The sequence below is a fragment of the Citrobacter enshiensis genome (genome assembly GCF_029338175.1).
GTDB classification, from domain to species: Bacteria; Pseudomonadota; Gammaproteobacteria; order Enterobacterales; family Enterobacteriaceae; genus Citrobacter_D; species Citrobacter_D enshiensis.
This window is the reverse complement of record NZ_CP119862.1, coordinates 327,271-351,038: the sequence shown is the minus strand read 5'-3', so window position 1 is coordinate 351,038 and position 23,768 is coordinate 327,271. Positions and strand designations below refer to the sequence as shown.

The 23,768-nt window shown below is 53.9% G+C and carries 23 protein-coding genes; 6 read left to right on the top strand and 17 right to left on the bottom strand.

The genetic code is table 11. From position 1 onward, the window contains the following. Positions 1–38 precede the first annotated feature (38 nt). The 14 genes from P2W74_RS01565 to P2W74_RS01500 all read right to left on the bottom strand — a co-directional run bounded on the left by P2W74_RS01565 (position 39) and on the right by P2W74_RS01500 (position 11,630). Positions 39–401 carry a PRD domain-containing protein gene (locus tag P2W74_RS01565; RefSeq protein WP_276293653.1) on the bottom strand — a complete coding sequence of 121 codons (363 nt, stop codon included), beginning with the start codon at positions 399–401 and terminating at the stop codon, positions 39–41. A 15-nt stretch (positions 402–416) separates the two neighbouring features. Continuing rightward, positions 417–1,322: a GntR family transcriptional regulator YhfZ gene (yhfZ, locus tag P2W74_RS01560; RefSeq protein ID WP_276295281.1), complete on the bottom strand. Its 906-nt coding sequence runs from the start codon at positions 1,320–1,322 to the stop codon at positions 417–419. 163 nt (positions 1,323–1,485) lie between these two features. Beyond that, complete coding sequence (gene trpS, locus P2W74_RS01555; protein WP_276293652.1) at positions 1,486–2,490, bottom strand: tryptophan--tRNA ligase; 1,005 nt, start codon at positions 2,488–2,490, stop codon at positions 1,486–1,488. Next, positions 2,483–3,241 (bottom strand): phosphoglycolate phosphatase, encoded by a 759-nt coding sequence (gene gph / locus P2W74_RS01550; RefSeq protein ID WP_276293651.1) that lies wholly within the window; start codon positions 3,239–3,241, stop codon positions 2,483–2,485. Before gph ends, trpS begins: the two co-directional genes overlap by 8 nt. After that, positions 3,234–3,911: a ribulose-phosphate 3-epimerase gene (rpe, locus tag P2W74_RS01545; protein ID WP_276293650.1), complete on the bottom strand. Its 678-nt coding sequence runs from the start codon at positions 3,909–3,911 to the stop codon at positions 3,234–3,236. Before rpe ends, gph begins: the two co-directional genes overlap by 8 nt. A gap of 17 nt (positions 3,912–3,928) precedes the next feature. Then, positions 3,929–4,765, bottom strand: a complete 837-nt coding sequence (gene dam / locus P2W74_RS01540; RefSeq protein WP_276293649.1) for an adenine-specific DNA-methyltransferase — start codon at positions 4,763–4,765, stop codon at positions 3,929–3,931. 69 nt (positions 4,766–4,834) lie between these two features. Continuing rightward, on the bottom strand, positions 4,835–6,151 hold the full coding sequence (gene damX, locus P2W74_RS01535) for a cell division protein DamX (protein WP_276293648.1): 1,317 nt from the start codon (positions 6,149–6,151) through the stop codon (positions 4,835–4,837). Between the two features lie 90 nt (positions 6,152–6,241). Then, complete coding sequence (gene aroB, locus P2W74_RS01530; protein WP_276293647.1) at positions 6,242–7,330, bottom strand: 3-dehydroquinate synthase; 1,089 nt, start codon at positions 7,328–7,330, stop codon at positions 6,242–6,244. A gap of 57 nt (positions 7,331–7,387) precedes the next feature. Continuing rightward, positions 7,388–7,909: a shikimate kinase AroK gene (aroK, locus tag P2W74_RS01525; protein ID WP_042322869.1), complete on the bottom strand. Its 522-nt coding sequence runs from the start codon at positions 7,907–7,909 to the stop codon at positions 7,388–7,390. 404 nt (positions 7,910–8,313) lie between these two features. After that, positions 8,314–9,552, bottom strand: a complete 1,239-nt coding sequence (hofQ, locus tag P2W74_RS01520) for a DNA uptake porin HofQ (RefSeq protein ID WP_276293646.1) — start codon at positions 9,550–9,552, stop codon at positions 8,314–8,316. Next, complete coding sequence (locus tag P2W74_RS01515) at positions 9,464–9,868, bottom strand: HofP DNA utilization family protein (protein WP_276293645.1); 405 nt, start codon at positions 9,866–9,868, stop codon at positions 9,464–9,466. The genes hofQ and P2W74_RS01515 overlap by 89 nt, the downstream gene beginning before the upstream one ends. After that, positions 9,858–10,328 (bottom strand): HofO family protein, encoded by a 471-nt coding sequence (locus P2W74_RS01510; protein WP_276293644.1) that lies wholly within the window; start codon positions 10,326–10,328, stop codon positions 9,858–9,860. Before P2W74_RS01510 ends, P2W74_RS01515 begins: the two co-directional genes overlap by 11 nt. Continuing rightward, positions 10,312–10,851, bottom strand: coding sequence for a PilN domain-containing protein (locus tag P2W74_RS01505; RefSeq protein ID WP_276293643.1), 540 nt, complete (start codon positions 10,849–10,851; stop codon positions 10,312–10,314). Before P2W74_RS01505 ends, P2W74_RS01510 begins: the two co-directional genes overlap by 17 nt. Next, positions 10,851–11,630: a DNA utilization protein HofM gene (locus P2W74_RS01500; RefSeq protein WP_276293642.1), complete on the bottom strand. Its 780-nt coding sequence runs from the start codon at positions 11,628–11,630 to the stop codon at positions 10,851–10,853. Before P2W74_RS01500 ends, P2W74_RS01505 begins: the two co-directional genes overlap by 1 nt. A 120-nt stretch (positions 11,631–11,750) precedes the next feature. Between P2W74_RS01500 and mrcA the strand changes: the two genes are divergently transcribed. After that, on the top strand, positions 11,751–14,303 hold the full coding sequence (mrcA, locus tag P2W74_RS01495; protein ID WP_276293641.1) for a peptidoglycan glycosyltransferase/peptidoglycan DD-transpeptidase MrcA: 2,553 nt from the start codon (positions 11,751–11,753) through the stop codon (positions 14,301–14,303). 61 nt (positions 14,304–14,364) lie between these two features. Here the strand turns inward: mrcA and nudE are convergent, their stop codons facing one another. Continuing rightward, positions 14,365–14,925, bottom strand: a complete 561-nt coding sequence (nudE, locus tag P2W74_RS01490; protein WP_276293640.1) for an ADP compounds hydrolase NudE — start codon at positions 14,923–14,925, stop codon at positions 14,365–14,367. 322 nt (positions 14,926–15,247) lie between these two features. Here nudE and igaA point away from each other — a divergent pair, with 322 nt between their 5' ends. The 5 genes from igaA to pckA all read left to right on the top strand — a co-directional run bounded on the left by igaA (position 15,248) and on the right by pckA (position 21,450). Continuing rightward, positions 15,248–17,380 carry an intracellular growth attenuator protein IgaA gene (igaA, locus tag P2W74_RS01485; protein WP_276293639.1) on the top strand — a complete coding sequence of 711 codons (2,133 nt, stop codon included), beginning with the start codon at positions 15,248–15,250 and terminating at the stop codon, positions 17,378–17,380. Positions 17,381–17,445: 65 nt separating this feature from the next. After that, complete coding sequence (yrfG, locus tag P2W74_RS01480) at positions 17,446–18,114, top strand: GMP/IMP nucleotidase (RefSeq protein WP_276293638.1); 669 nt, start codon at positions 17,446–17,448, stop codon at positions 18,112–18,114. 10 nt (positions 18,115–18,124) lie between these two features. Further along, positions 18,125–18,526 carry a ribosome-associated heat shock protein Hsp15 gene (gene hslR / locus P2W74_RS01475; RefSeq protein WP_276293637.1) on the top strand — a complete coding sequence of 134 codons (402 nt, stop codon included), beginning with the start codon at positions 18,125–18,127 and terminating at the stop codon, positions 18,524–18,526. A 24-nt stretch (positions 18,527–18,550) separates the two neighbouring features. Continuing rightward, positions 18,551–19,429, top strand: coding sequence for an Hsp33 family molecular chaperone HslO (gene hslO, locus P2W74_RS01470; protein WP_276293636.1), 879 nt, complete (start codon positions 18,551–18,553; stop codon positions 19,427–19,429). 401 nt (positions 19,430–19,830) lie between these two features. Then, complete coding sequence (pckA, locus tag P2W74_RS01465) at positions 19,831–21,450, top strand: phosphoenolpyruvate carboxykinase (ATP) (RefSeq protein WP_276293635.1); 1,620 nt, start codon at positions 19,831–19,833, stop codon at positions 21,448–21,450. A 138-nt stretch (positions 21,451–21,588) separates the two neighbouring features. On the opposite strand, the gene envZ is transcribed toward pckA, so the two are convergent. Then, the gene (envZ, locus tag P2W74_RS01460) at positions 21,589–22,941 is read right to left on the bottom strand and encodes a two-component system sensor histidine kinase EnvZ (protein WP_276293634.1); all 1,353 of its coding nucleotides are present in this window, start codon (positions 22,939–22,941) and stop codon (positions 21,589–21,591) included. Next, positions 22,938–23,657 carry an osmolarity response regulator transcription factor OmpR gene (gene ompR / locus P2W74_RS01455; protein ID WP_001157751.1) on the bottom strand — a complete coding sequence of 240 codons (720 nt, stop codon included), beginning with the start codon at positions 23,655–23,657 and terminating at the stop codon, positions 22,938–22,940. The genes envZ and ompR overlap by 4 nt, the downstream gene beginning before the upstream one ends. Positions 23,658–23,768 lie beyond the last annotated feature (111 nt).

Genomic DNA, 23,768 nt, shown 5'->3' with positions numbered 1-23,768 from the left:
GAATATTTAAGGTGAAGGACATTGCCATTCCGTCTATTTCAAACGCCTTCTTCTGCCGCCATCCACAATCCGTACAGGTTCGCCAGCAGATACCCCTCTTCATTTGCATGAAGCGTCACCGCAAACTCTTTCAGCAATGCCTGGTGCACCAACAAAATGGTTGGCCAGTGGTTTGATTGCGCCATTTCAGCCAGTAACTCGTCGTCCAGCGGCCCAATCACTTCCCCCCGGCGACTGCGCATTAACGCACTCGCCATGTGCGTCATCGCCATCGTACCTTGCTCGGAGTGAACCGGCAGACGCCACTCAGTGCTCAGCCGTTCGACAACCTGCAGCATGCCGCTGCAGATATCCTTATCAATCACACCCGCTTCGCATAGCAGGTTAAGTCGGTTTTCCATCTTAATGCCCTTAACTTAATAGCTGGGTTCCAGCTCACCCTTTACCACCCGTTGCTGGTGGGCGAGTAGCGCCTGTTTGTCTACCACTGCACGCAGCAATTGCTGCATCGGATAATCATCCGCGCGCGTCAGTACGACGGCTTCCGTTGCCTGTAAGAATCGGGGATCGCGGGTGAGCGGGGTCGCTTCTAATCCCAGCATCGCCAGCTCAGCGTCTGCCACGACGTTCCAGATCACCGCATCCACGTCCCCTTTCACAATGCGCTGAAGGCTTTCGTGGTACGAAAGATTTATCAACTCCACGTCACTGTCGCCAAAACACGCTTCCGTCATGATTTTCTGATCCGCCGAGCGGTTATCCAGGCCCACGCGTTTCACGTGTTCAGACTCACCTTTGCGACAAATGAGCTGATGCTCGCCCACATAAGTATGTGGCCCCAGCTCCAGCGCGATGCGCAACCCGTTCTGCGCCAGATAACTGTCTGCCGCCAGGCGGGAGACTACCGCCATGTCATAGACGCCATTCAGTAAACATTCCACGCGAATATCCGCCCCACGCATGTGCGCGTAATAAAAGGGTATTCCCTCAAATTGCGCTTTCAGACCGCTCGCCAACCCTTCGTACAGACGGGTATACGGCAACGGCATGGCACATACCACGTTGTTGATATCCACATGCGTCAACAGCGTTTTGTTATCCATTTCTACCAGGAAACTACCATTACGCCCGCGACGCTCAATACGGATTGCCCCTGAGGATTCCAGCGTTTTCAGCGCGGCCTGCGTTAATCCGACAGATGAGTGGCATTCATTTGCCAGCTCATCTATAGTTTTCAAACGGTTACCACACTTTTCACCCAACAGGTAACGGGCCAGAGTTGTTAAGACAACCCCTTCTTTCTTGATAAATGTCCGACGCATCATATATTTTCAGTAAATTGAATATTTATATCTTCATTAAATTGAATATATAGCGCAATGGCGAGATGTGCAAACGGCGAGGCGCTTCACAGTTTTTATTGGTCACATAAACGACAGGCGAAAAAAAACCGGGATTTACCCGGTTTTTAGCAGCATCGTTGAATTACGGTTTCGCGACAAAACCAATCGCTTCATACACCGCTTTCAGGGTGACGGAAGCACGGGCGCTGGCTTTTTCGGCACCCTCTTTCATCACTTTCTGCAGGAAAGCTTCATCATTGCGGTAGCGGTGATAACGCTCCTGCAGCTCGGTCAGCATGCCGGAAACCGCGTCCGCCACTTCACCTTTCAGATGACCGTACATTTTGCCTTCGAAGCGTTGTTCCAGTTCAGGAATGCTCTCGCCGGTCACGGCAGAGAGGATATCCAGCAGGTTAGAAACACCGGCTTTGTTCTGGACGTCGTAACGCACAACCGGCGGCTCTTCGGAGTCGGTCATCGCGCGTTTGATTTTCTTCACAACGGATTTCGGGTCTTCCAGCAGGCCGATCACGTTGTTGCGGTTGTCGTCCGACTTAGACATCTTTTTGGTCGGCTCCAGCAGCGACATCACGCGCGCGCCGGATTTCGGAATGAACGGCTCTGGCACTTTAAAGATATCGCCGTAGAGGGCGTTAAAACGCTGGGCGATGTCGCGGCTCAGTTCCAGGTGCTGTTTCTGATCTTCACCGACCGGAACCTGGTTGGTTTGGTAGAGCAGAATGTCCGCCGCCATCAGAACCGGATAATCAAAAAGGCCGGCGTTAATGTTTTCTGCGTAACGCGCTGATTTATCTTTGAACTGCGTCATACGGCTCAGTTCGCCGAAATAGGTGTAGCAGTTCAACGCCCAACCCAGCTGCGCATGCTCCGGCACGTGGGACTGAACGAAAATGGTGCTTTTCTCAGGATCGATACCACACGCAAGGTAGAGCGCCAGCGTATCCAGCGTCGCTTTACGCAGCTGCTGCGCATCCTGACGCACGGTAATGGCATGCTGGTCAACGATGCAGTAGATGCAGTGGAAATCATCTTGCATGTTTACCCACTGACGCAGCGCACCCATGTAGTTGCCAATGGTCAATTCACCTGAGGGCTGTGCGCCACTAAAAACGATGGGCTTAGTCATTTTTCAATTCCTGATTTTCGCTTTGCAAAAGCCCGAGAGCGGGCAGAAGGTCATTAATACTGTCGTAAACAACGTCTGGCTGGCTAAGGTCAATCGCTTCACCGTAGTTATAGCCATACGTAAGTCCCACAGACGGACAGCCTGCGGCAACCGCTGCCTGAATATCATTTCGTGAATCGCCCACGAAGAGCATTTGCTCAGGCGCAATACCCATGCGGCTCGCGACAAGCAGTAGCGGGTCCGGATGCGGTTTTTTGTTCTGCACGTCGTCACCACCGATGACCACGCTAAAATATTTGGCGATATCCAGCGCTTCCAGCAGAGGCGCAACAAACGGCGTCGGCTTGTTGGTGACCAGACCTAACGGCAACCCGTTGGCGTGCAGCGCGCCCAGCGTATCCACTACGTTGGGGAACAGGAAAGTCCCCTCTTCTGCCACATCCGCATAATAACGGTCGAACAGCTTACGCAAAATACGCACCTGTTCTTCAGCAGGGATATCGTCATCAACAGGCGGTTTGCCCATTGTTTTACGCTGCATAGCACGTTCCTGGCGAGACCAGGTCAGTGCGCGTTCCATCAGCACATCTGCGCCGTTACCAATCCAGGTAATCACGCGCTCTTCGCCTGCCGTCGGCAGTTCCAGCGCATACAACGCCATATCTACCGCAGCGGTTAATCCCGGCGCGCTGTCGACCAGCGTGCCGTCGAGGTCAAATGCAACACCCCGAATATTCTGCAATTTATCCATGACTTACCTTCGCCAGTTCACGGCGCATTTCATCTATCACTTTTTTGTAGTCTGGCTGGTCGAAAATGGCAGAGCCTGCCACAAACATATCCGCGCCAGCCGACGCGATTTCGCCAATGTTGTCCACCTTGACGCCACCGTCCACTTCCAGGCGGATGTCGTAGCCGGACTCATCGATACGACGACGCACTTCGCTCAGCTTCTCCAGCGTCTGTGGGATGAAGGATTGGCCGCCGAAGCCCGGGTTAACGGACATCAACAGGATCACATCCAGCTTGTCCATCACGTAGTCCAGGTAGCTGAGCGGCGTGGCCGGGTTGAACACCAGACCCGCTTTGCAGCCGTGCTCTTTAATCAGCTGCAAGGTGCGATCGACGTGTTCGGAGGCTTCCGGATGAAAAGTAATGATGCTGGCGCCTGCCGCGGCGAAATCCGGCACAATACGGTCAACCGGCTTCACCATCAGATGCACGTCGATAGGTGCGGTAATACCGTATTTACGCAGGGATTTCAGCACCATCGGTCCGATCGTCAGGTTCGGCACATAGTGGTTGTCCATGACGTCAAAATGCACGATATCGGCACCGGCAGTCAGTGCTTTCGCAGTGTCCTCACCCAGGCGAGCAAAATCAGCCGACAGAATTGAGGGGGCAATCAAATACTGTTTCATCCGCTTCTCCTTGAGAATTATTTTTTCGCGGGCGAAACGACTCCTGGTTGGTACAGAGCCAGCAGTTCGTCCACCTTTTTTCGTGTGCCGCCGTTGCTGCTTATACTGCGCCGCACTTTAACCTGAAAATGTTTCGCCGCTTTGTACCACTCACGGGTATCGGGCGTGTCATGATTCGAAATTAACACTGGGATCCGCTTGCTGACCAGCTTTTCTGCCATCTCTGCCAGATGCGCCTGCTCTCTATGGCTGAAGCTGTTGGTATGATAAGCGGTAAAATTCGCCGTCGCAGAAAGCGGTGCATAAGGCGGGTCACAATAGACCACAGAGTCTGCATCCGCACGATCCATGCACTCTTCATATGAGAGGCAATGAAACTCTGCATTCTGCGCTTTTTCTGCAAAATGATACAACTCCGCTTCCGGGAAGTAGGGTTTTTTATAACGGCCAAACGGCACGTTAAATTCCCCGCGCAGGTTATAGCGGCACAGTCCGTTGTAGCCAAAACGGTTCAGATACAAAAACAGTACCGCGCGGCGGAACGGATCCTGACAAGCGTTGAATTCCTCGCGGAACTGATAGTAAACCTCAGCCTGATTTGTTTCAGGAGTAAACAGCTCGCGGGAAGCCTGCACATACTCATCGGTACGTGACTTCACGATGTTATAGAGACTGATGAGGTCGCTGTTGATATCGGCAAGGATATAACGAGAAAAGTCGGTGTTGAGAAACACCGACCCGGCACCCACGAAGGGTTCAACCAGACACTCACCCGGTGGCAAATGCCGTTTTATATCTTCAAGCAGGGGGTATTTTCCCCCTGCCCACTTCAAAAAAGCGCGATTTTTTTTCATGCTGACTAACTAATTACACCTTCTCCGGCTGTGGAGAAAGCTCCGACAGCATCCTGCGCTTTAATAACATTACTTCAGATCGGCCTGAACCTGATGCAACGGTTTTGCCCACGGGTTTTTCGCCTGCACATCGGCTGGCAGCGTAGACACCGCACGTTTCGCATCATCTTTCGAGGCATACACGCCCGTTACCAGAACATACCACGGTTGGCCGTTACGCGTCGTCTGATACACCACAAAGTTTTTCAGGTTCTCTTTCTTCGCCCAACTGTTCAGGTTGTCGTAGTTAGAAGAGCTGCTGAGCTGCAGGGTGTAATGGCTGCCCGGCGCTGATTTTAACGACCCGACGTTGCCTGCGCTTTTCCCGCCAGCGGCGCTGGTTGTCGCAGCAGTCGTCGGCGCAGTTTGCGCAGGACCTGTCGTTTGAGCCGGTGCAGACGTCGTGCTGGCGGTTGCTTTCGGGGCAACCGTTGCAGCCGGTGCAGATGTTGCTGCAGGGGCTTTCGTGGTTGTCGCCGGAGCCGTTGGTTCCGTGCGTTTTGCCTGAGCGACAGGTTTCGGTTCAGTTGCCGTTGCTTTCACCGTCGTCTGCGGTTTCTTCGGCTCAATCACTGCCTGTTTGCGTTCCGGTGTGGTACGAGCCGCAGGTTCCGTTGTCTCCTGACGCGGCGCATTGCCGTTACGGATTGGCGCAACCGTGGCAGGTTCAGTCGGCAGTGTGGAGTTAACCACCACATTGTTAACCTGACTCTGGTTTTGCGGCTGCGATAGCGCATTGTTCAGGTCACCCTGAACTTCAACACGCTGCTGACCTTCGGCCGTTGCAGGCGCTTGCCCGTCGGTCGGCGTGGAAGAAATCGGCGGCAAGGAGACCTCTTGCTGCGGTGCATTACCGGCGGTTTGCTCAGCTGATGTTGCACCCGGCGCAGGCTGAGTTGCATTCGCTTGATCGGCGGTATTGCCAGAAAGATCGATACTCTTCTCGCCAGAAGCAGTTTGCTCGCTTGAAGAGGAGGTTGAAGGGGCCTTCAGCGCAGAGCCGATTCCGATAATTAGCAGCAGCAGCACAAGAACACCAACACCCATCATCATGTACTGACGGGAAGCCGGTTTACTGACCGCTTTTTTGCGCTTGCGCGGACGACGCTCTACACGCTCTTCATCATCCACCGCATCATCTTCGGATTCGTAATCTTCTTCAGGCTCGACATCCTGCTGCTCATTGCGGTCTTTACGCGCACGTGTCGGGCGATGATCGTCCGCATCCAGATCAACATCATCAAAGTTGATCTGCGGCTCACCACGTTCAGAAGATTGACGAGAACGACCAGTACGACGATCGCTGGGATCGGGTTTCAGCTCGTCTTCTGGTTTGAATTCATCCATTTAACACCCCACTCAAAGGCTAATGCTTACGACGTTGCAGTTAACCTGAAGCTAAAAGACCCAATAATTGCGGCCTGACCTTTCTTGTTGTTACGCCTGCTGACAATCAGCAATCGCGCTAAGAACCACCTCGTGCGACACTCCGCCGCGGACTTCACTCTTCCCTATTGCCAGCGGGAGAATTAAACGCATTTCACCCGCCAACACTTTTTTATCACGCAACATGTGCGGCAAATAAGCCTGCGCGGACATCTCGCGGGGTCCATTCACAGGTAAGCCAGCACGCGCTAGCAGCGTAATAATACGCTGTGTGTCAGTTGCATTAAACTGACCCAGACGTTCTGACGTGCGAGCAGCCATCACCATACCTGCTGCGACGGCTTCACCGTGTAACCAATTGCCATAACCCATTTCGGCTTCGATGGCATGGCCAAACGTGTGCCCCAGATTCAGTAAAGCACGTAAGCCCATTTCTCGCTCGTCTGCGGCAACAACTTCTGCTTTCAGCTCACAACAACGGCGAATACAGTACGCCATCGCCGTGCCATCCAGACGCAACAGCGCATCCAGATTTTCCTCCAGCCAGGTAAAGAACGCCCCATCCAGAATGATGCCGTATTTGATCACTTCCGCCAGACCCGAAGCCAGCTCACGCGCAGGAAGCGTTTTTAGACAGTCGAGATCCACCACCACGGAAGCAGGCTGATAGAACGCGCCAATCATGTTTTTACCGAGGGGATGGTTTACAGCGGTTTTCCCGCCTACGGAGGAGTCAACCTGCGACAACAAGGTCGTTGGAACCTGGATAAAACGTACGCCGCGCTGATAGCTCGCCGCAGCAAAACCGGTCAGATCGCCAATCACGCCGCCACCGAGGGCAACAAGCGTGGTATCGCGACCGTGCGGTTTTTGCAGCAGGGCCGTAAAGACCGTATCAAGCACCGTCAGGCTTTTATACTGCTCGCCATCGGGAAGAATAACGCTATCAACGTTAACACCCGCCTGTTCAAGTACGTCGCGAATCTTATCAAGATAAAGAGGAGCCAGGGTTTCGTTGGTCACCAACATAACCTGCTCGCCCGATTTCAGCGGTAAGAATGAAGCTGGTTCGTTAAACAAACCAGCCGCGATGGTGATAGGGTAACTACGTTCCCCGAGAGTGACTGTAATCCTCTCCATGACGCGATATCCACCTTAATGGCTTGTACCCGCAGGCAAGTGTGTATTAAGCCAGAATCAGTTGCTTTCCAGCATATGAATAATCTGGTTTGCTACGACTTTGGCGCTCTGATCGTCGGTACGAATGGTCACGTCTGCAATCTCTTCATACAGAGGATTGCGTTCGTCAGCCAACGCTTCCAGAACTTCACGAGGCGGAGCTTCGACCTGCAACAGCGGACGTTTTTTATCGCGCTGCGTACGCGCAAGTTGTTTTTCGATCGTCGTTTCAAGATAGACCACGACGCCACGCGCGGAGAGACGATTACGGGTTTCACGTGATTTTACAGAGCCACCGCCGGTTGCCAGCACAATACCCTGTTTTTCCGTCAACTCGTTGATGACCTTCTCTTCACGATCGCGGAAGCCGTCTTCACCTTCTACATCGAAGACCCAGCCCACATCAGCTCCGGTTCGTTTCTCAATCTCTTGATCAGAATCGTAAAATTCCATATTGAGTTGTTGAGCTAACTGGCGCCCAATAGTGCTTTTTCCGGCACCCATAGGCCCAACCAGAAAGATATTGCGTTTCTCTGCCATTTTTTCGGTACTACTAAGACTATTCGTTAATGATAAACCCGCTTCGCAGATACCCAGCGCAGCAGGACATGAACTGAAACCTCATAAGATATTGCGAGAGTCAGGCTGAAAATTATCTCAATACTCAAGCTGGTTTGGCAACTGAATAAATTACCAAACCCCGTGCATTTCCGGTCGCGACAAACCAGCGGCCTCATAAACACCGAACCCAGCGACGCATCGCGAAGTCAGATAACACGAAACCAGCCAACTATTTGCCGCTTGAATGATGAAGAGTAATCACGGCTGCATAAGCAACGAAAAGTACTGACTCTCAAATCGGTACTCCTTGTATGCTAAATACACCCCCACGTCAAATCCCTGAAACGTGTTCAGCGCAAAAACAGCGGTATTTCTTGCATAAATCATTCCGTCGATACCAGCCTGGGCGTGATAAACACCACCAGCTCACGCCGCTCATCTTCTTTGCCATCGTGGCTAAAAAAATGGCCGAGCCAGGGAATATCCCCTAACAGCGGGACGCTATCCTTGCCTGATTTTTTCTTTTGAGAAAAAATCCCACCCAGCGCCAACGTTTCACCACTTTTCACCTCGACCTGGGTTTCGATCTCCTGCTTATCAATAGCCAACACCTCGCCATCCGCCTGTTGCAGCACCTGACCGGGCATATTCTGACTAATCCGTAACTTTAAGCGAATGCGTCCTTTCTGTAACACTGTTGGCGTCACCTCCATCCCCAACACCGCTTCTTTAAATTCCACAGAGGTCGCGCCGCTTTCACCACTGGAAACCTGATAGGGGATCTCACTCCCCTGCTTAATACTGGCCGGTTGTAAATGCGAAGCGAGCAGGCGTGGGCTGGCGATAATATCGAGTTGCTGCTTTTGCTCCAGCGCAGAAAGCTCAAAATCCAGCAGTCGACCGTTAATGCGTCCGATGTTAAACCCAACGCGCGTCGTCGCCGTTGCAACGGAGAGATCGCTGGTCATCGTGGTCACATCTCCCACGCCTCCAGCCTGCTTGGCATCCGCAAGCGTCCATTTAACGCCCAGCTCACGTAAACTTTTTTCGTTAATGGTGACAATATGCGCCGCCAGTTCAACCTGTGCGACGGGCAAATCCATCTCTTCCACCCATTTCTCTAGCGTGGCCAATGCAACATTGTTATCGCGAAGCAATAGCCTGTTGGTACGCTTATCCACCGTGATGCTGCCTTTTACACTCAGCAGTTTTTCACCGACTTTCGCCAACTCTGCCGCATCGGCGTATTGCAAAGAAATGCTGCGGTTTTCCAGTGGCATTGTTGCTTGCTGCTGCGCCCGTTCAGCCTCCTGACGCGCCATAATTTCTTGCTGCCAGGCCGCCGTCTGAACATGCAAGATCGCCCCTTCCTGGCGTAACACCAGACCGGCGCTTTTCGCTACGGTTTGCAGCGCCAGCGTCCACGGAACATCCGTCAGATGGAGTGACACCGAGCCACTCACATCCGGCGAGATCACCATATTTTTCCGCTCCTGTTCAGCAAGCGCCTGCAATACCTGAGCCACCGGAACGTCATCCACCATTAGCGTGACGTTGTGCGTTTTTCCCGCCTGAGCTGTCTGCATGATGATCATCAGCGCGGCGGCTATCCATTGCTTCATCCCTTTCTCCTTGTCGTTGCCACTGCCACTGTGATGGCTCACAGTTTTCCCCGAGTTCGAGCGTTAACGTTTGCGTTGTCAGTTGCGAGACTCTCCACCCGTTATCCAGTGGCTCGTGAGGTTCCACCCGGCGCCATTTCTGCTGACTGTCTTTGACGATACCGATCAGTTTTTCACCCCGACTCACCGCCCCCTGAAAGCGCCATTGCGAGAGCTCGCCAGCCTTGCAGCGGTCCTCTGGCGGTTTGAAGGGATCACGCATACCGGTCAGCGTCAGCAGAGAAAGGCAAACCAACAGCCAGCGTTTACCCCTCATTCAGACGCTCCAGCTCCAGCGTCAGCAGCAACTCCGACATTTCCACGTTCAGTGAAAACCGACGTACGTTCATTCCGCATGCCGCCAGTCGAACAAAGACGTCAGGAATCGCCTCCCAGACCGAGGTCAACGCCATCTCGCCGCCTTCTGCAGCAGGCAACCAGTGCACAAGACGACGGTGTGACGTCTGAAAATCCAGCGGAGAAAAAGGAAGACGCTTTTCATCTGGAGCAATGTGGGCTTCACCGGCCGATGCCATCAGCCGGTACTGCGCACGCCACTGCTGCTGCACGGTTGCCCGCTGCACAACCAATGCTTCTCGCTGTTCGCGAAGCGCTGGCCCGCCCAGATAAAACAGGCAAATAAAGAGCAGAAGCCCCAGACAGACGTTCCCGGCGCTCCAGCAGAGAATTCGGGTTCGGGGCGTTAGCGCGCACCAGGCATCAAAGAGGACGTTCATGCATCACGCTCTTTTTTAACTGATAGTGAAACTGCCAGCGCCCCTGAGCGTCCTGCCGGGTTGATCCGGTGTTGCTTAACTCGAACATCGGCAGATCGCGCAGCATCGCTTCCAGCGAACGTAACGCGGAAAAGGTCAGCGCGTTTCCTTCCAGCTCAAGCGTATCCTGTTGGTAGGCCATTCTGGTGAACCATGCCTGCTCAGGCATCTGGCGCGAAATCGCGTCCAGCACCGACTGCCAGTGACGCGTCTGGGCACGCTGCATGTGTCGTTGCAACACCTGTTGACGCTGCTGGTGCTGTTGTTCCAGACCCTGCTTTCTCGCCATCAGCGCAGCCGCTCTTGTTCGTTCGGCCTCCAGCAGAATCGTGTCGGTTTGGGCTTCCAGCCCCGTCACACTGCAAACACTCAGCGCAATAGCGATGAATAACAACAGCGAACCGCCGAACAAAACAGCCCAACATCGCAGGCACGCCATCCGTCGTGAGCGACGCCAGGGCATAAAATTGATCGGTGGGCTCATCAACGCATCTCCCCCATCGCAAGGCCGAGGGAGATAGCAAAAGCGTGCCCTTGCGGCGGAATGGGGGGCTGGCGTACGGACACGGCCTTCCAGGGATCAAAGCCGTCTGCGCCGCACATCACCAGCGTGTCGGGAGGCATGGACAATGCGGCGGCAAGCGCATCAAGGCTGCTAATATCTTCAGCGGTTTTACGCCCCCATGCATAGCGCGTCGCCCACAACCACTGCGCGTCATCACGCCATACCAGACACTGATGGCCCGACGCTAAATACGGAATAAATCGTTGTAACGCGCAGGCATCCGGCGTGACTGCAGTCACCCGCACCTTTAGCGTTTGCATGAGTGTCAGTAATGTCGAGACCTCCTTGCTTTGCGCAGCTGTCACATTAAACGACGAACTTAACGTATCCTCGCTATAGTCAAAGCGTAGGGAGTCGGGGTCCATGTCCAGATCTCGCGCCATCGAACCGCTCAACCAGGCTGTCTGTTCTCGTTCCCGCAGCGCCATCGCCGGGCGCGGAAAGCGTCTTTGCAGTGTTCTACTGGAGGGAAATGAGATGTGGAGGGTGTGCTGATGAGGAAGCTCCCGACTCCACGGCTGAAGTACACCGGTAAGCTGTTCAGGATTGCAAATGTAACCCTCTTTGAGGGCGTGCTGGGCGAGCGGCATACGCCACCAGCGTTGTAAAAGCCAGCCCGATGCGCCGCGAACAACGGCAACCGCCAGCACTTCATGCGGTTGAATATGAAGGCCTATTTGCCAGAACCGGAAAGCCATAGCTGATGATCTCCTTATCACCCGTCACTCTAACGGGTATATCAATGCGCCTGGCTTGCCTTTATACTACCGCGCGTTTGTTTATAAACTGCCCAAATGACACTAAATGGGAAATCTCCAGTGAAGTTCGTAAAGTATTTATTGATCCTTGCAGTATGTTGCATCCTGCTGGGAGCAGGCTCGATTTATGGTCTCTATCGCTATATCGAGCCGCAACTACCTGACGTCGCGACGTTAAAAGACGTGCGTTTGCAGATTCCGATGCAGGTTTATAGCGCGGAGGGTGAACTGATCGCGCAGTATGGCGAGAAACGTCGAATTCCAGTCACGCTCAGCCAAATGCCGCCAGAGATGGTGAAAGCCTTCATCGCCACGGAAGACAGCCGCTTTTATGAGCACCACGGCGTTGACCCGGTAGGGATCTTCCGTGCGGCAAGCGTTGCGCTGTTCTCTGGCCATGCGTCGCAGGGTGCGAGCACCATTACTCAGCAGTTGGCGAGAAACTTCTTCCTCAGTCCGGAACGGACGCTGATACGTAAAATCAAGGAAGTGTTCCTTGCCATCCGTATTGAGCAACTCCTGAGTAAAGATGAGATCCTCGAACTCTATCTGAACAAAATCTACCTCGGTTACCGTGCCTACGGCGTAGGTGCCGCAGCGCAGGTCTATTTTGGTAAAACCGTTGACCAACTCAGCCTGAGTGAAATGGCAGTCATTGCCGGTCTGCCAAAAGCCCCTTCTACGTTTAACCCGCTTTATTCCATGGATCGCGCTACAGCGCGACGTAACGTGGTTCTGTCGCGTATGTTGAGCGAAGGGTATATCACCCAGAACCAGTACGATCAGGCGCGTAACGAAGCGATTGATGCAAATTACCATGCACCGGAAATCGCGTTTTCTGCCCCCTATTTGTCAGAAATGGTGCGCCAGGAAATGTACAGCCGGTACGGTGAAAATGCCTATGAAGATGGCTATCGCATTTACACCACCATCACCCGCAAAGTCCAACAGGCGGCTCAACAAGCCGTTCGCAACAACGTTCTGGACTACGACATGCGCCACGGCTATCGCGGCCCGGCGAATGTCTTGTGGAAAGTGGGTGAAACAGCCTGGGACAGCAAAAAAATTACCGACACGCTGAAAGCGCTGCCTACCTACGGGCCCTTGCTCCCGGCCGCGATCACCAGCGCCACGCCGCAAGAAGCCACGGCAACACTGGCGGATGGCACGTCGGTATCACTGCGTATGGACGGGATTCGCTGGGCGCGTCCGTATCGCTCAGATACACAACAGGGCCCCACGCCGCGTAAAGTGACTGATGCCGTACAAACAGGTCAGCAAGTCTGGGTTCGTCAGGTGGGCGATGCCTGGTGGCTGGCGCAGGTGCCGGACGTTAACTCCGCGCTGGTTTCCATTAACCCGCAAAACGGTGCGGTAATGGCGCTGGTCGGTGGTTTTGACTTCAACCAGAGCAAATTTAACCGTGCCACCCAGGCGTTGCGTCAGGTGGGCTCGAATATCAAGCCGTTCCTCTATACCGCCGCGATGGATAAAGGTTTAACGCTGGCGAGCATGTTGAACGACGTGCCCATTTCACGCTGGGATGCCGGTGCCGGTTCTGACTGGCGGCCCAAAAACTCACCGCCGCAGTACGCCGGTCCAATCCGTTTACGTCAGGGTCTTGGTCAGTCGAAGAACGTGGTCATGGTGCGTGCCATGCGCGCAATGGGCGTCGATTACGCAGCAGAATATCTGCAACGCTTTGGCTTCCCGGCGCAAAACATCGTGCATACCGAATCGCTGGCGCTGGGTTCCGCATCCTTCACACCAATGCAGGTAGCGCGGGGCTATGCCGTTATGGCAAACGGCGGCTTCCTGGTCGATCCCTGGTTCATCAGTAAGATTGAAACCGACCAGGGCGGCGTCATATTTGAAGCGAAGCCGAAAATTGCCTGCCCGGAGTGTGATATCCCGGTCATTTATGGCGATACGCAAAAATTGAACGTCCTGGAGAACAGCAACGTCGAAGATGTCGCCGTTTCTCAGGAGCAGCAAAACGCCGCCGTGCCGATGCCGCAGCTTGAACAGGCCAACCAGGCGTTAGTTGCCCAAAGCGGTACGCAGGAGTATGCCCCGCACGTGATTAACACGCCGCTGGCGTTCCTGATCAAAAGCGCGCTGAACACCAATATCTTCGGCGAACCCGGCTGGATGGGCACCGGTTGGCGAGCGGGTCGCGACCTGCAGCGTCGGGACATCGGCGGTAAAACGGGTACCACCAACAGCTCGAAAGATGCATGGTTCTCCGGATACGGTCCAGGTGTCGTGACGTCGGTGTGGATTGGTTTTGACGATCACCGCCGCGATCTGGGACGCACGACGGCGTCCGGCGCGATTAAAGATCAGATCTCCGGCTATGAAGGCGGAGCGAAGAGTGCGCAACCGGCGTGGGACGCTTACATGAAGTCCGTTCTGGAAGGCGTACCTGAGCAACCGCTGACGCCGCCGCCAGGGATTGTGACGGTCAATATCGATCGCAGCACCGGCCAACTGGCCAATGGCGGTAACAGTCGCGAAGAGTATTTCATCGAAGGCACCCAGCCAACACAGCACGCGGTGCATGAGGTGGGAACGACCATTATCGATAATGGTGAGTCGCAGGAACTGTTCTGATCAAAAAAAGGCGCTTCGGCGCCTTTTTTGTTTTTACTGCGTTGTTCTGCCGGGTGACGACCTACAGTCGTCCCTGCTCTTTCAGCCACTCGCGCACCAGAAACAGAGCGCTCACGTTACGCGCCTCATTAAAATCCGGCTCTTCCAGCAGGTCCATCAAATGCGCCAGCGGCCAGCGCACCTGCGGCAGCGGTTCAGGCTCATCGCCTTCCAGCGATTCCGGATAGAGGCCTTCAGCCACCACGATGTTCATTTTGCTTGAAAAGTAGGAAGGCGCCATACTCAGTTTCTTTAAAAACGTCAGATCCTGCGCACCAAAGCCAACCTCTTCTTTTAATTCGCGGTTCGCGGCCTCAAACACACTCTCTCCGGGATCGATAAGCCCTTTGGAAAAACCCAGTTCGTAGGACTCCGTTCCCACCGCATATTCACGGATCAGAATCAGGTGATCATCAACGATAGGTACAATCATTACCGCTTCGCGGGTGGACGGACGCATACGCTCATAGACACGTCGCACACCATTGCTGAACTCAAGGTCCACGCTTTCAACGTTGAACAGGCGCGATTGTGCGACAGTTTCTACTTTCAAAATGGTGGGTTTTTGTAATGATTTGCTCATCGTGAGAGTCTTTGCAGTGAAATCTGACGCCATTGTGCGATATGCAGCACGGTTTCGGCAATGTGAATTGCCATTTATTTACATTTATGCAACGCACTTAAAATTAATTCTTATTTCAAATTAAAAGTCAATAGGTTGAAATAACTCCAGGAATTTGCTGATATTCCGCATTTGGTGGTTTTGCTATGATTTGCATTCAATGGGATGCGCTTAAAAATGCTCAAGTTCAACTCCACACTTGCCGATAGCCAACCACAAAATCACGTTTATTGGACAGGGTGCGACTGACCACGCCTGACAGACTTAGTAAGATGGGGAAAGCATGAGCACCATTTTGATTTTTTTAGCTGCTTTGCTGGCCTGCTGTCTACTGGCAGGATGGCTACTCAGGACACGCGCCAGGCGGCGAAGCCTGCCCTGGATCAACGCCTTCCCGGAGGCCGCCACGCGTAAGCTGACGCCCGAAGAGCGCAGCGCCGTTGAGAACTATCTCGACAATCTCAGCCAAATCCAACAAGTGCCAGGACCCACAGGCGCCAGCGCCGCGCCTGTGTCACTCACACTGAATGCTGAGAGCAACAACGTTATCATTCTGACGCATTCGATTACGCGTTACGGCATTACCACCGACGATCCCAATAAGTGGCGATATTATCTCGACTCGCTTGAGGTCCATCTGCCGCCTTTCTGGGAACAGTACATCAATGACGAAAATAACGTTGAACTGATCCATACCGATAAACTGCCTTTGGTTATCTCACTGAACGGTCACACGCTGCAGGAATACATGCAGGAGACGCGTGGCTACGCATTGCAGCACACCGCTTCCACTCAGGCATCGATCCGCGGCGAAGAGAGTGAACAAATTGAACTGCTGAACATTCGCCAGGAAACGCATGAAGAATATGCGTTGAGCCGGCCTGCGGGTCTTCGTGAGGCGTTGCTGATTGTCACCTCTTTCCTGTTGTTTTTCTTCTGCCTGATAACGCCAGATGTTTTTGTTCCCTGGATGGCCGGTGGGGCTATTTTGTTGTCGGCCGCGGGCCTCTGGGGATTGCTTGCGCCGCCATCGAAAACCGCGTTACGGGAAATCCACTGCCTGAGAGGCACCCCGCGTCGCTGGGGGTTATTCGGTGAAAACAACCAGGAGCAAATCAACAACATCTCGCTGGGGATCATTGACCTGATTTACCCGGCTCACTGGCAGCCTTACATCGCGCAGGATCTCGGTCAGCAAACCGATATTGATATCTATCTGGATCGCCACGTTGTACGCCAGGGCCGCTTTTTATCCCTGCATGACGAAGTCAAAAACTTCCCGCTACAGCACTGGTTGCGCAGTATGGTCATCTCCGGAGGTTCCCTGCTGGTGCTGCTGATGCTGCTGTTCTGGATCCCGCTGGATATGCCCATCAAATTCACGCTGTCGTGGATGAAAGGCGCCCAAACCATTGAAGCCACCAGCGTGAAAAAGCTCGAAGAGGCCGGAGTTCGCGTTGGTGATACCCTGCATCTGAGCGGTAAAGGCATGTGTAATATCCATACGCCCGGAAGCTGGACCGCGCAGCCGGGTTCCCCGTTCATGCCCTTTGATTGCTCGCAAATTATCTGGAATGACGCCAAGGCCCTGCCGCTGCCAGAGTCCGAGCTCGTCAATAAAGCGACGGCGCTAAGCCAAGCCGTCAGCCGACAATTGCACCCCAAACCCGAAGATGATTCGCGAGTCAGCGCCTCGTTACGCTCGGCGATTCAAAAATCTGGCATGGTATTATTGGATGACTTCGGCGACATCGTGCTGAAAACGGCTGACCTGTGCTCCGCCGAAGATGAGTGCGTACGCCTTAAAAATGCGCTGGTGAACCTCGGCAATAGCAAAGACTGGAATGCGCTGGTTAAACGCGCCAACGCCGGTAAGCTCAATGGCGTCAATGTTCTGTTGCGCCCCGTCAGCGCGGAGTCGCTGGATAATCTGGTGACCACTTCGACAGCGCCGTTTATTTCGCGTGAAACCGCGCGTGCTGCCCAGTCGCTAAACAGCCCCGCGCCGGGGGGATTCCTGATTATCAGTGACGAAGGCAGCGATCTGGTCGACCAGACTTACCCCGCCGTTTCACTGTATGACCACCCGGCTCAGGAGCAATGGGGTGCCTTCCAGCGGCTGGCCCAAACGCTCATGCAAACGCCGTTTAGCGCTGAAGGGATTGTCACCAGTATTTATACCGACGCCAACGGAACGCAGCACATCAGCCTGCACCGTATTCCAGACCGTTCAGGCCTGTGGCGCTACCTCGGTACGACGCTGCTAATGCTGGTCATGCTGGGCAGCGCGATATACAACGGCATACAGGCGTTCAGACGCTATCAGCGTCATCGCACCCGCATGACCGAAATTCAGGAATACTACGAAAGCTGTCTGAATCCGAAACTGATCGCTTCCCCTGAAAGCCTCATCTGATAACACGCCCGTGCGGCAGGGTATGCTACCCTGTCGCGCAAATTGCTTCACTCAGGAGAGAACCTATGCACATTGATATCGCCTGGCAGGACGTGGACACCGTTTTGTTGGATATGGACGGCACGCTGCTTGATCTCGCGTTCGATAACTATTTCTGGCAAAAACTGGTGCCGGAAACCTACGGCGCGCAGCACGGTATCTCTCCACAAGAAGCCCAGGAATATATTCGCCAGCAGTATCAAGACGTACAGCATACGTTAAACTGGTACTGCCTGGATTACTGGAGCGAACGGCTGGGGCTGGATATCTGCGCCATGACGACGGAACAGGGGCCGCGCGCCGTTCTGCGCGATGATACCGTTCCGTTTTTGGATGCGTTAAAAGCGAACGGTAAACGCCGTATTTTGCTCACCAATGCGCACCCACACAACCTGGCGGTGAAGCTGGAGCATACCGGTCTGGACTCACACCTTGATTTATTACTTTCTACCCACACATTTGGTTATCCCAAAGAGGATCAGCGGTTATGGCACGCTGTGGCTGAAGAGACGGGAATGAACGCGGAGAAAACGTTGTTTATCGATGACAGCGAGCCGATTCTCGACGCCGCCGCCCAATTTGGCATTCGTTACTGCCTCGGCGTGACCAATCCCGACTCCGGCATCGCGGAAAAGCAGTATGCTCGCCATCCGTCACTGAATGACTACCGCCGATTGATCCCCTCGCTGATGTGAAGGAGTCGCCATGAAAGAGAAACCCTCTGTTGAGGTCAGGCTGGATAAATGGCTGTGGGCTGCCCGTTTTTATAAAACCCGCGCCATCGCGCGTGAAATGGTGGAAGGCGGTAAAGTGCACTATAACGGGCAGCGCAGTAAGCCGAGTAAAATTGTCGAGCTGAACGCCACCCTGACGCTGCGCCAGGGTAATGACGCGCGCACGGTCATCATCAAAGCGATTACCGAGCAACGCCGCCCGGCAAGCGAAGCCGTCGCACTGTATGAAGAGACGGCAGAAAGCGTAGAAAAACGCGAAAAAGTCGCGCTGGCGCGTAAGCTTAATGCGTTGACCATGCCGCACCCGGACAGGCGCCCGGATAAAAAAGAACGCCGCGACCTGTTACGATTTAAACACGGCGACAGTGAGTGACTGTCACCTGCAAGAGAGATGATTATGCCGCAACACGACCAATTACACCGTTATCTGTTTGAAAACTTTGCCGTACGCGGCGAGCTGGTGACCGTATCGGAAACCCTGCAACAGATCCTCGAGAATCATAGTTATCCGCAGCCGGTGAAAACCGTGCTGGCCGAACTGCTGGTTGCGACCAGCCTGCTCACCGCAACGCTGAAATTTGCGGGTGATATTACCGTGCAACTGCAGGGTGACGGCCCGATGAGCCTGGCGGTGATCAACGGAAACAACAACCAACAGATGCGTGGCGTCGCCCGCGTTCAGGGTGACATTCCTGAAAATGCTGATCTGAAAGCGCTGGTCGGCAACGGTTATCTGGTCATCACCATCACGCCAGAAGAAGGTGAACGCTACCAGGGCGTGGTTGGTCTGGAAGGCGACACGCTGGCGGCATGCCTGGAAGACTATTTCCAGCGCTCTGAGCAGTTACCTACACGCCTGTTTATTCGCGCGGGCGACATCGAGGGTAAACCGGCGGCAGGCGGTATGCTGTTGCAGGTGATGCCTGCCCAGAACGCCCAGACAGATGATTTTGATCACCTGGCGGCGCTGACGGAAACCATCAAAACTGAAGAGCTGTTGACGCTGCCTGCGACCGATGTACTGTGGCGTCTGTATCACGAAGAAGAGGTCACGCTCTACGATCCGCAGGACGTTGAGTTTAAATGCACCTGTTCGCGTGAGCGTTGTGCGGGCGCGCTGAGAACACTGCCGGATGAAGAAGTCGACAGCATCATTTCTGAAGAAGGCGAGATCGATATGCACTGCGATTATTGCGGCAGCCACTATCTGTTCAACGCGATGGACATTACTGAGATCCGCAACAACGCGTCTCCAGCCGATCCGCAGGTCCATTAATCACGTATAAAACGCCAGATGGCGACGTGACAAAGTCTCTTAAAGACCGGGTATGCGGTAACGCCGCCCGGCATTCCTCACATTTTCCTCGCTGCCTCTCACTTTTTATTTCGAAGTGAATCGATAATTTAAATATTGTTGTTACGTAATTTTCTTCCATGAATGCGATTACAGTCACAATATTTCCGCCAAATACACTTCTGTTTAACGTTTTAAGAACATTTTCCACAACAAAAAGGGGTTTCCTGCCATAATAATCGCCGCTTCGTGACAGGAGTTGCAGCGTTTTCAGTCAATCGTGATTTTTTCCAGATGCGTAAATCTATGAGCCTTGTCGCGTTAAACAAACCCTAAAAAACCTTAATATTTCAGGCAATACATATTGGCTAAGGAGCAGTGAAATGCGCGTTAACAGTTTAACCCCGCAAGATCTCAAGGCTTATGGTATCGATGACGTTCAGGATATCGTTTACAACCCAAGCTACGAAACGCTGTACCAGGAAGAGCTGGACCCTTCCCTGGAAGGCTATGAGCGTGGCGTGTTAACGAACCTCGGCGCCGTTGCTGTTGATACCGGTATCTTTACTGGACGTTCGCCAAAGGATAAGTACATTGTTCGTGATGACACCACGCGTGATACGCTCTGGTGGTCCGACAAAGGCAAAGGGAAGAACGACAACAAACCGCTCACCCAGGAAACCTGGCAGCACCTGAAAGGTCTGGTAACCCAACAACTCTCTGGCAAGCGTCTGTTCATCGTTGATGCCTTCTGCGGCGCCAACGCCGATACCCGCCTTTCTGTACGCTTTATTACGGAAGTTGCCTGGCAAGCTCACTTCGTCAAAAACATGTTCATCCGCCCGAGCGATGAAGAACTGGTCAGCTTCAAACCTGACTTTATCGTAATGAACGGCGCGAAATGCACCAACCCGCAGTGGAAAGAACAGGGATTAAACTCCGAGAACTTCGTGGCTTTCAACCTGACCGAACGCATTCAGTTGATTGGCGGTACCTGGTACGGCGGTGAAATGAAGAAAGGGATGTTCTCAGTGATGAACTACCTGCTGCCGCTGAAAGGCATTGCGTCCATGCACTGCTCCGCCAACGTGGGCGAGAAAGGCGATGTCGCGGTCTTCTTTGGTCTTTCCGGCACCGGCAAAACCACCCTCTCTACCGACCCAAAACGTCGTCTGATTGGCGATGACGAACACGGCTGGGATGACGACGGCGTGTTTAACTTTGAAGGCGGTTGCTACGCGAAGACCATCAAGCTGTCTAAAGAGGCTGAACCGGAGATCTATAACGCAATTCGCCGTGATGCGCTGCTGGAAAACGTGACGGTTCGCGACGATGGCACCATTGATTTTGATGATGGTTCCAAAACCGAGAACACCCGCGTTTCTTACCCGATCTATCACATCGATAACATCGTCAAGCCGATCTCCAAAGCGGGTCATGCCACTAAAGTTATCTTCCTGACCGCTGATGCGTTCGGCGTACTGCCGCCGGTTTCCCGTCTGACGGCAAACCAGACCCAGTACCACTTCCTGTCTGGCTTTACCGCTAAGCTGGCAGGGACTGAGCGCGGCGTCACTGAGCCTACGCCGACCTTCTCCGCCTGCTTCGGCGCAGCATTCCTGTCGCTGCACCCGACACAGTACGCAGAAGTGCTGGTGAAACGTATGCAGGCCTCAGGCGCGCAGGCATACTTGGTGAACACCGGCTGGAACGGTACCGGCAAACGTATTTCCATCAAAGATACTCGCGCCATCATCGATGCCATCCTGAACGGTTCTCTGGACGACGCGGAAACCTTCAGTCTGCCGATGTTTGACCTGGCAATCCCTACCGAACTGCCGGGCGTGGACACTCGCATTCTTGATCCACGTAACACCTACGCTTCACCCGAACAGTGGCAGGAAAAAGCGTCCGCGCTGGCAAAACTGTTCATTGAGAACTTCGAGAAATACACCGATACCCCAGCAGGCGCAGCGCTGGTCAGCGCCGGTCCGAAGCTGTAAGTCGAATATGCCGGATGGCGGCATAAATGCCTTCTCCGGCCTACAACAACACGAACGTAGGCCTGATAAGCGCAGCGCCAGCAGGCTATTCAGAAAAACGAAGGGAGGCATTTAGCCTCCCTTTTTTATACGTCTTTTCTAAACGTCCTTGATTGACGCCGGAATGCGAGCCATCGGAACCGGCAGCCAGGCACGAATAGAGAGTCCGCCCCGCTCACTGGTGCCAATCTCCAGCATGCCGTTATGGTTATCAACGATACGCTGCACAATCGCCAGACCCAACCCGGTACCGCTGGTGCTACGGGCGCTATCGCCGCGTACAAACGGCTGGAACAAGTGTTTGCGCTGCTCCGGCTTAATACCCGGACCGTCATCCTCAACCTGGAACCAGGCGCGATGAGGCTCCGTCCCGCTACTGACTTTAATCCAGCCATTACCATAGCGTGCCGCGTTGACCACCATATTGGCGACCGCACGCTTAATCGACAACGGATGCATCTTCACCAGAATAGTGCCCGGTTGTAGTCCGGTGTCGATTTCGCGCTCGTAGCCACTTTCCGCGGCAATGACTTCGCCCAGCACGGCATTAAGATCGGCCATCTCCATCGGCATTTCCTGCCCGGTGCGCAGGTAGTCGATAAACTGCTCGATAATGGCGTTGCACTCTTCGATATCTTTGTTGATGGACTCCGCGAGGTAACCGTCCTCTTCGCCCATCATTTCGGTGGCCAGACGAATGCGCGTCAGCGGTGTACGCAGATCGTGGCTCACCCCCGCCATCAGCAACGTGCGGTCATCCGCCAGTTGCTTCACGCCCGCCGCCATATGGTTAAAGGCTCGGGTAACGGAGCGCACCTCCGACGCGCCATACTCACGCAGCGGCGGCGGAATAATGCCCTTCCCGACCTGCAGCGCCGCATGCTCTAGATCCACCAGCGGTCGGTTCTGGATACGAATAAACAGCCATGCGCCGCCTATCGCCATCAGCATTATCGCCAGCGTATAGCGAAACAGTGGGGAGAAATCGCCCTGATGGATTTCAGTCAGCGGCACACGCACCCAAATGTTGGGCGATAGCCAGGTTTTTAGCCAAACGACGGGCGAGCTTTTGTTGACCTCGACGCGAACTTCCGTGGGGCCACCCAACTGCTGCGCCATCTGATGGCTTAAGAATTCATAGTGTTGCGCCCAACGAAGGCCGGCCTCTTCGGCGGCTTCGTTAGAGTAGAGGGAAATTCCCAACTCACGGTAAATTTCCCGGCGGAACGCGGGAGGCACAACGAGCTGCGTGCCGTCCTCCAGCTGCAGTTTATCTGTCATCAGCATACGGACTTCGTAGGCGAGGACCTTATTAAACTGCTGGAGGCTCGGCAGAATCGCAAAGTTCAGCACCACCAGATAGGTCGTCACCAGGCTGACAAACAGCAAAGTGACGATGAGTAGCAACGTGCGGGCAAATGAACTTCGTGGCGAGAAGCGCATTCGCCTCATGCTTTAGAACCGTCCGGCACAAAGACATAGCCCAGACCCCAAACGGTCTGAATATAACGTGGGTGTGCCGGATCTTCTTCCACCATGCGACGCAAACGAGAAATCTGCACGTCGATGGAACGTTCCATTGCGGAGTATTCACGGCCACGCGCCAGGTTCATCAGTTTATCGCGCGACAGCGGCTCACGCGGGTGACTCACCAGCGCCTTCAGAACCGCAAACTCACCGCTGGTCAGCGGCATCGGCTCATCTTCGCGGAACATCTCGCGGGTGCCCAGATTCAGCTTGAACTTCCCGAAGGCAATGACCGCTTCTTCCTGAGAAGGGGCGCCCGGCAACTCGTTCGCCTGACGGCGCAGCACCGCGCGAATACGCGCCAGCAGTTCACGCGGGTTAAACGGTTTAGGAATATAATCGTCAGCACCGATTTCCAGCCCCACAATGCGGTCAACTTCCTCACCTTTGGCAGTCACCATGATGATCGGCATTGGGTTGCTCTGGCTACGCAGACGACGGCAAATTGACAGGCCATCTTCACCTGGCAACATTAAATCCAGTACCATGAGATGGAAGGATTCGCGGGTTAGCAGACGATCCATCTGCTCAGCGTTGGCGACGCTTCGAACCTGGAAGCCCTGCTCGGTCAGATAACGCTCCAGAAGCGCGCGCAAACGCATGTCGTCATCTACCACCAGAATCTTATAATTCTCTTGCATTGTTTGTACTCCCAAAGGTTCGCAACAATTGTAAGTGTGTATTCTTAAGAAAGCTCACGTTCGTCACCAGTGAATTCTGGTATGAATTCCAGGCTAAATTGTTACAAAGCA

What these genes read in the sequence shown, in the direction of transcription:
- P2W74_RS01565 (WP_276293653.1), bottom strand. Translation starts at nt 401, where the DNA reads ATGGAAAACCGACTTAACCTGCTATGCGAAGCGGGTGTGATTGATAAG.
- yhfZ (WP_276295281.1), bottom strand. Translation starts at nt 1,322, where the DNA reads ATGCGTCGGACATTTATCAAGAAAGAAGGGGTTGTCTTAACAACTCTG.
- trpS (WP_276293652.1), bottom strand. Translation starts at nt 2,490, where the DNA reads ATGACTAAGCCCATCGTTTTTAGTGGCGCACAGCCCTCAGGTGAATTG.
- gph (WP_276293651.1), bottom strand. Translation starts at nt 3,241, where the DNA reads ATGGATAAATTGCAGAATATTCGGGGTGTTGCATTTGACCTCGACGGC.
- rpe (WP_276293650.1), bottom strand. Translation starts at nt 3,911, where the DNA reads ATGAAACAGTATTTGATTGCCCCCTCAATTCTGTCGGCTGATTTTGCT.
- dam (WP_276293649.1), bottom strand. Translation starts at nt 4,765, where the DNA reads ATGAAAAAAAATCGCGCTTTTTTGAAGTGGGCAGGGGGAAAATACCCC.
- damX (WP_276293648.1), bottom strand. Translation starts at nt 6,151, where the DNA reads ATGGATGAATTCAAACCAGAAGACGAGCTGAAACCCGATCCCAGCGAT.
- aroB (WP_276293647.1), bottom strand. Translation starts at nt 7,330, where the DNA reads ATGGAGAGGATTACAGTCACTCTCGGGGAACGTAGTTACCCTATCACC.
- aroK (WP_042322869.1), bottom strand. Translation starts at nt 7,909, where the DNA reads ATGGCAGAGAAACGCAATATCTTTCTGGTTGGGCCTATGGGTGCCGGA.
- hofQ (WP_276293646.1), bottom strand. Translation starts at nt 9,552, where the DNA reads ATGAAGCAATGGATAGCCGCCGCGCTGATGATCATCATGCAGACAGCT.
- P2W74_RS01515 (WP_276293645.1), bottom strand. Translation starts at nt 9,868, where the DNA reads ATGAGGGGTAAACGCTGGCTGTTGGTTTGCCTTTCTCTGCTGACGCTG.
- P2W74_RS01510 (WP_276293644.1), bottom strand. Translation starts at nt 10,328, where the DNA reads ATGAACGTCCTCTTTGATGCCTGGTGCGCGCTAACGCCCCGAACCCGA.
- P2W74_RS01505 (WP_276293643.1), bottom strand. Translation starts at nt 10,851, where the DNA reads ATGAGCCCACCGATCAATTTTATGCCCTGGCGTCGCTCACGACGGATG.
- P2W74_RS01500 (WP_276293642.1), bottom strand. Translation starts at nt 11,630, where the DNA reads ATGGCTTTCCGGTTCTGGCAAATAGGCCTTCATATTCAACCGCATGAA.
- nudE (WP_276293640.1), bottom strand. Translation starts at nt 14,925, where the DNA reads ATGAGCAAATCATTACAAAAACCCACCATTTTGAAAGTAGAAACTGTC.
- igaA (WP_276293639.1), top strand. Translation starts at nt 15,248, where the DNA reads ATGAGCACCATTTTGATTTTTTTAGCTGCTTTGCTGGCCTGCTGTCTA.
- yrfG (WP_276293638.1), top strand. Translation starts at nt 17,446, where the DNA reads ATGCACATTGATATCGCCTGGCAGGACGTGGACACCGTTTTGTTGGAT.
- hslR (WP_276293637.1), top strand. Translation starts at nt 18,125, where the DNA reads ATGAAAGAGAAACCCTCTGTTGAGGTCAGGCTGGATAAATGGCTGTGG.
- hslO (WP_276293636.1), top strand. Translation starts at nt 18,551, where the DNA reads ATGCCGCAACACGACCAATTACACCGTTATCTGTTTGAAAACTTTGCC.
- pckA (WP_276293635.1), top strand. Translation starts at nt 19,831, where the DNA reads ATGCGCGTTAACAGTTTAACCCCGCAAGATCTCAAGGCTTATGGTATC.
- envZ (WP_276293634.1), bottom strand. Translation starts at nt 22,941, where the DNA reads ATGAGGCGAATGCGCTTCTCGCCACGAAGTTCATTTGCCCGCACGTTG.
- ompR (WP_001157751.1), bottom strand. Translation starts at nt 23,657, where the DNA reads ATGCAAGAGAATTATAAGATTCTGGTGGTAGATGACGACATGCGTTTG.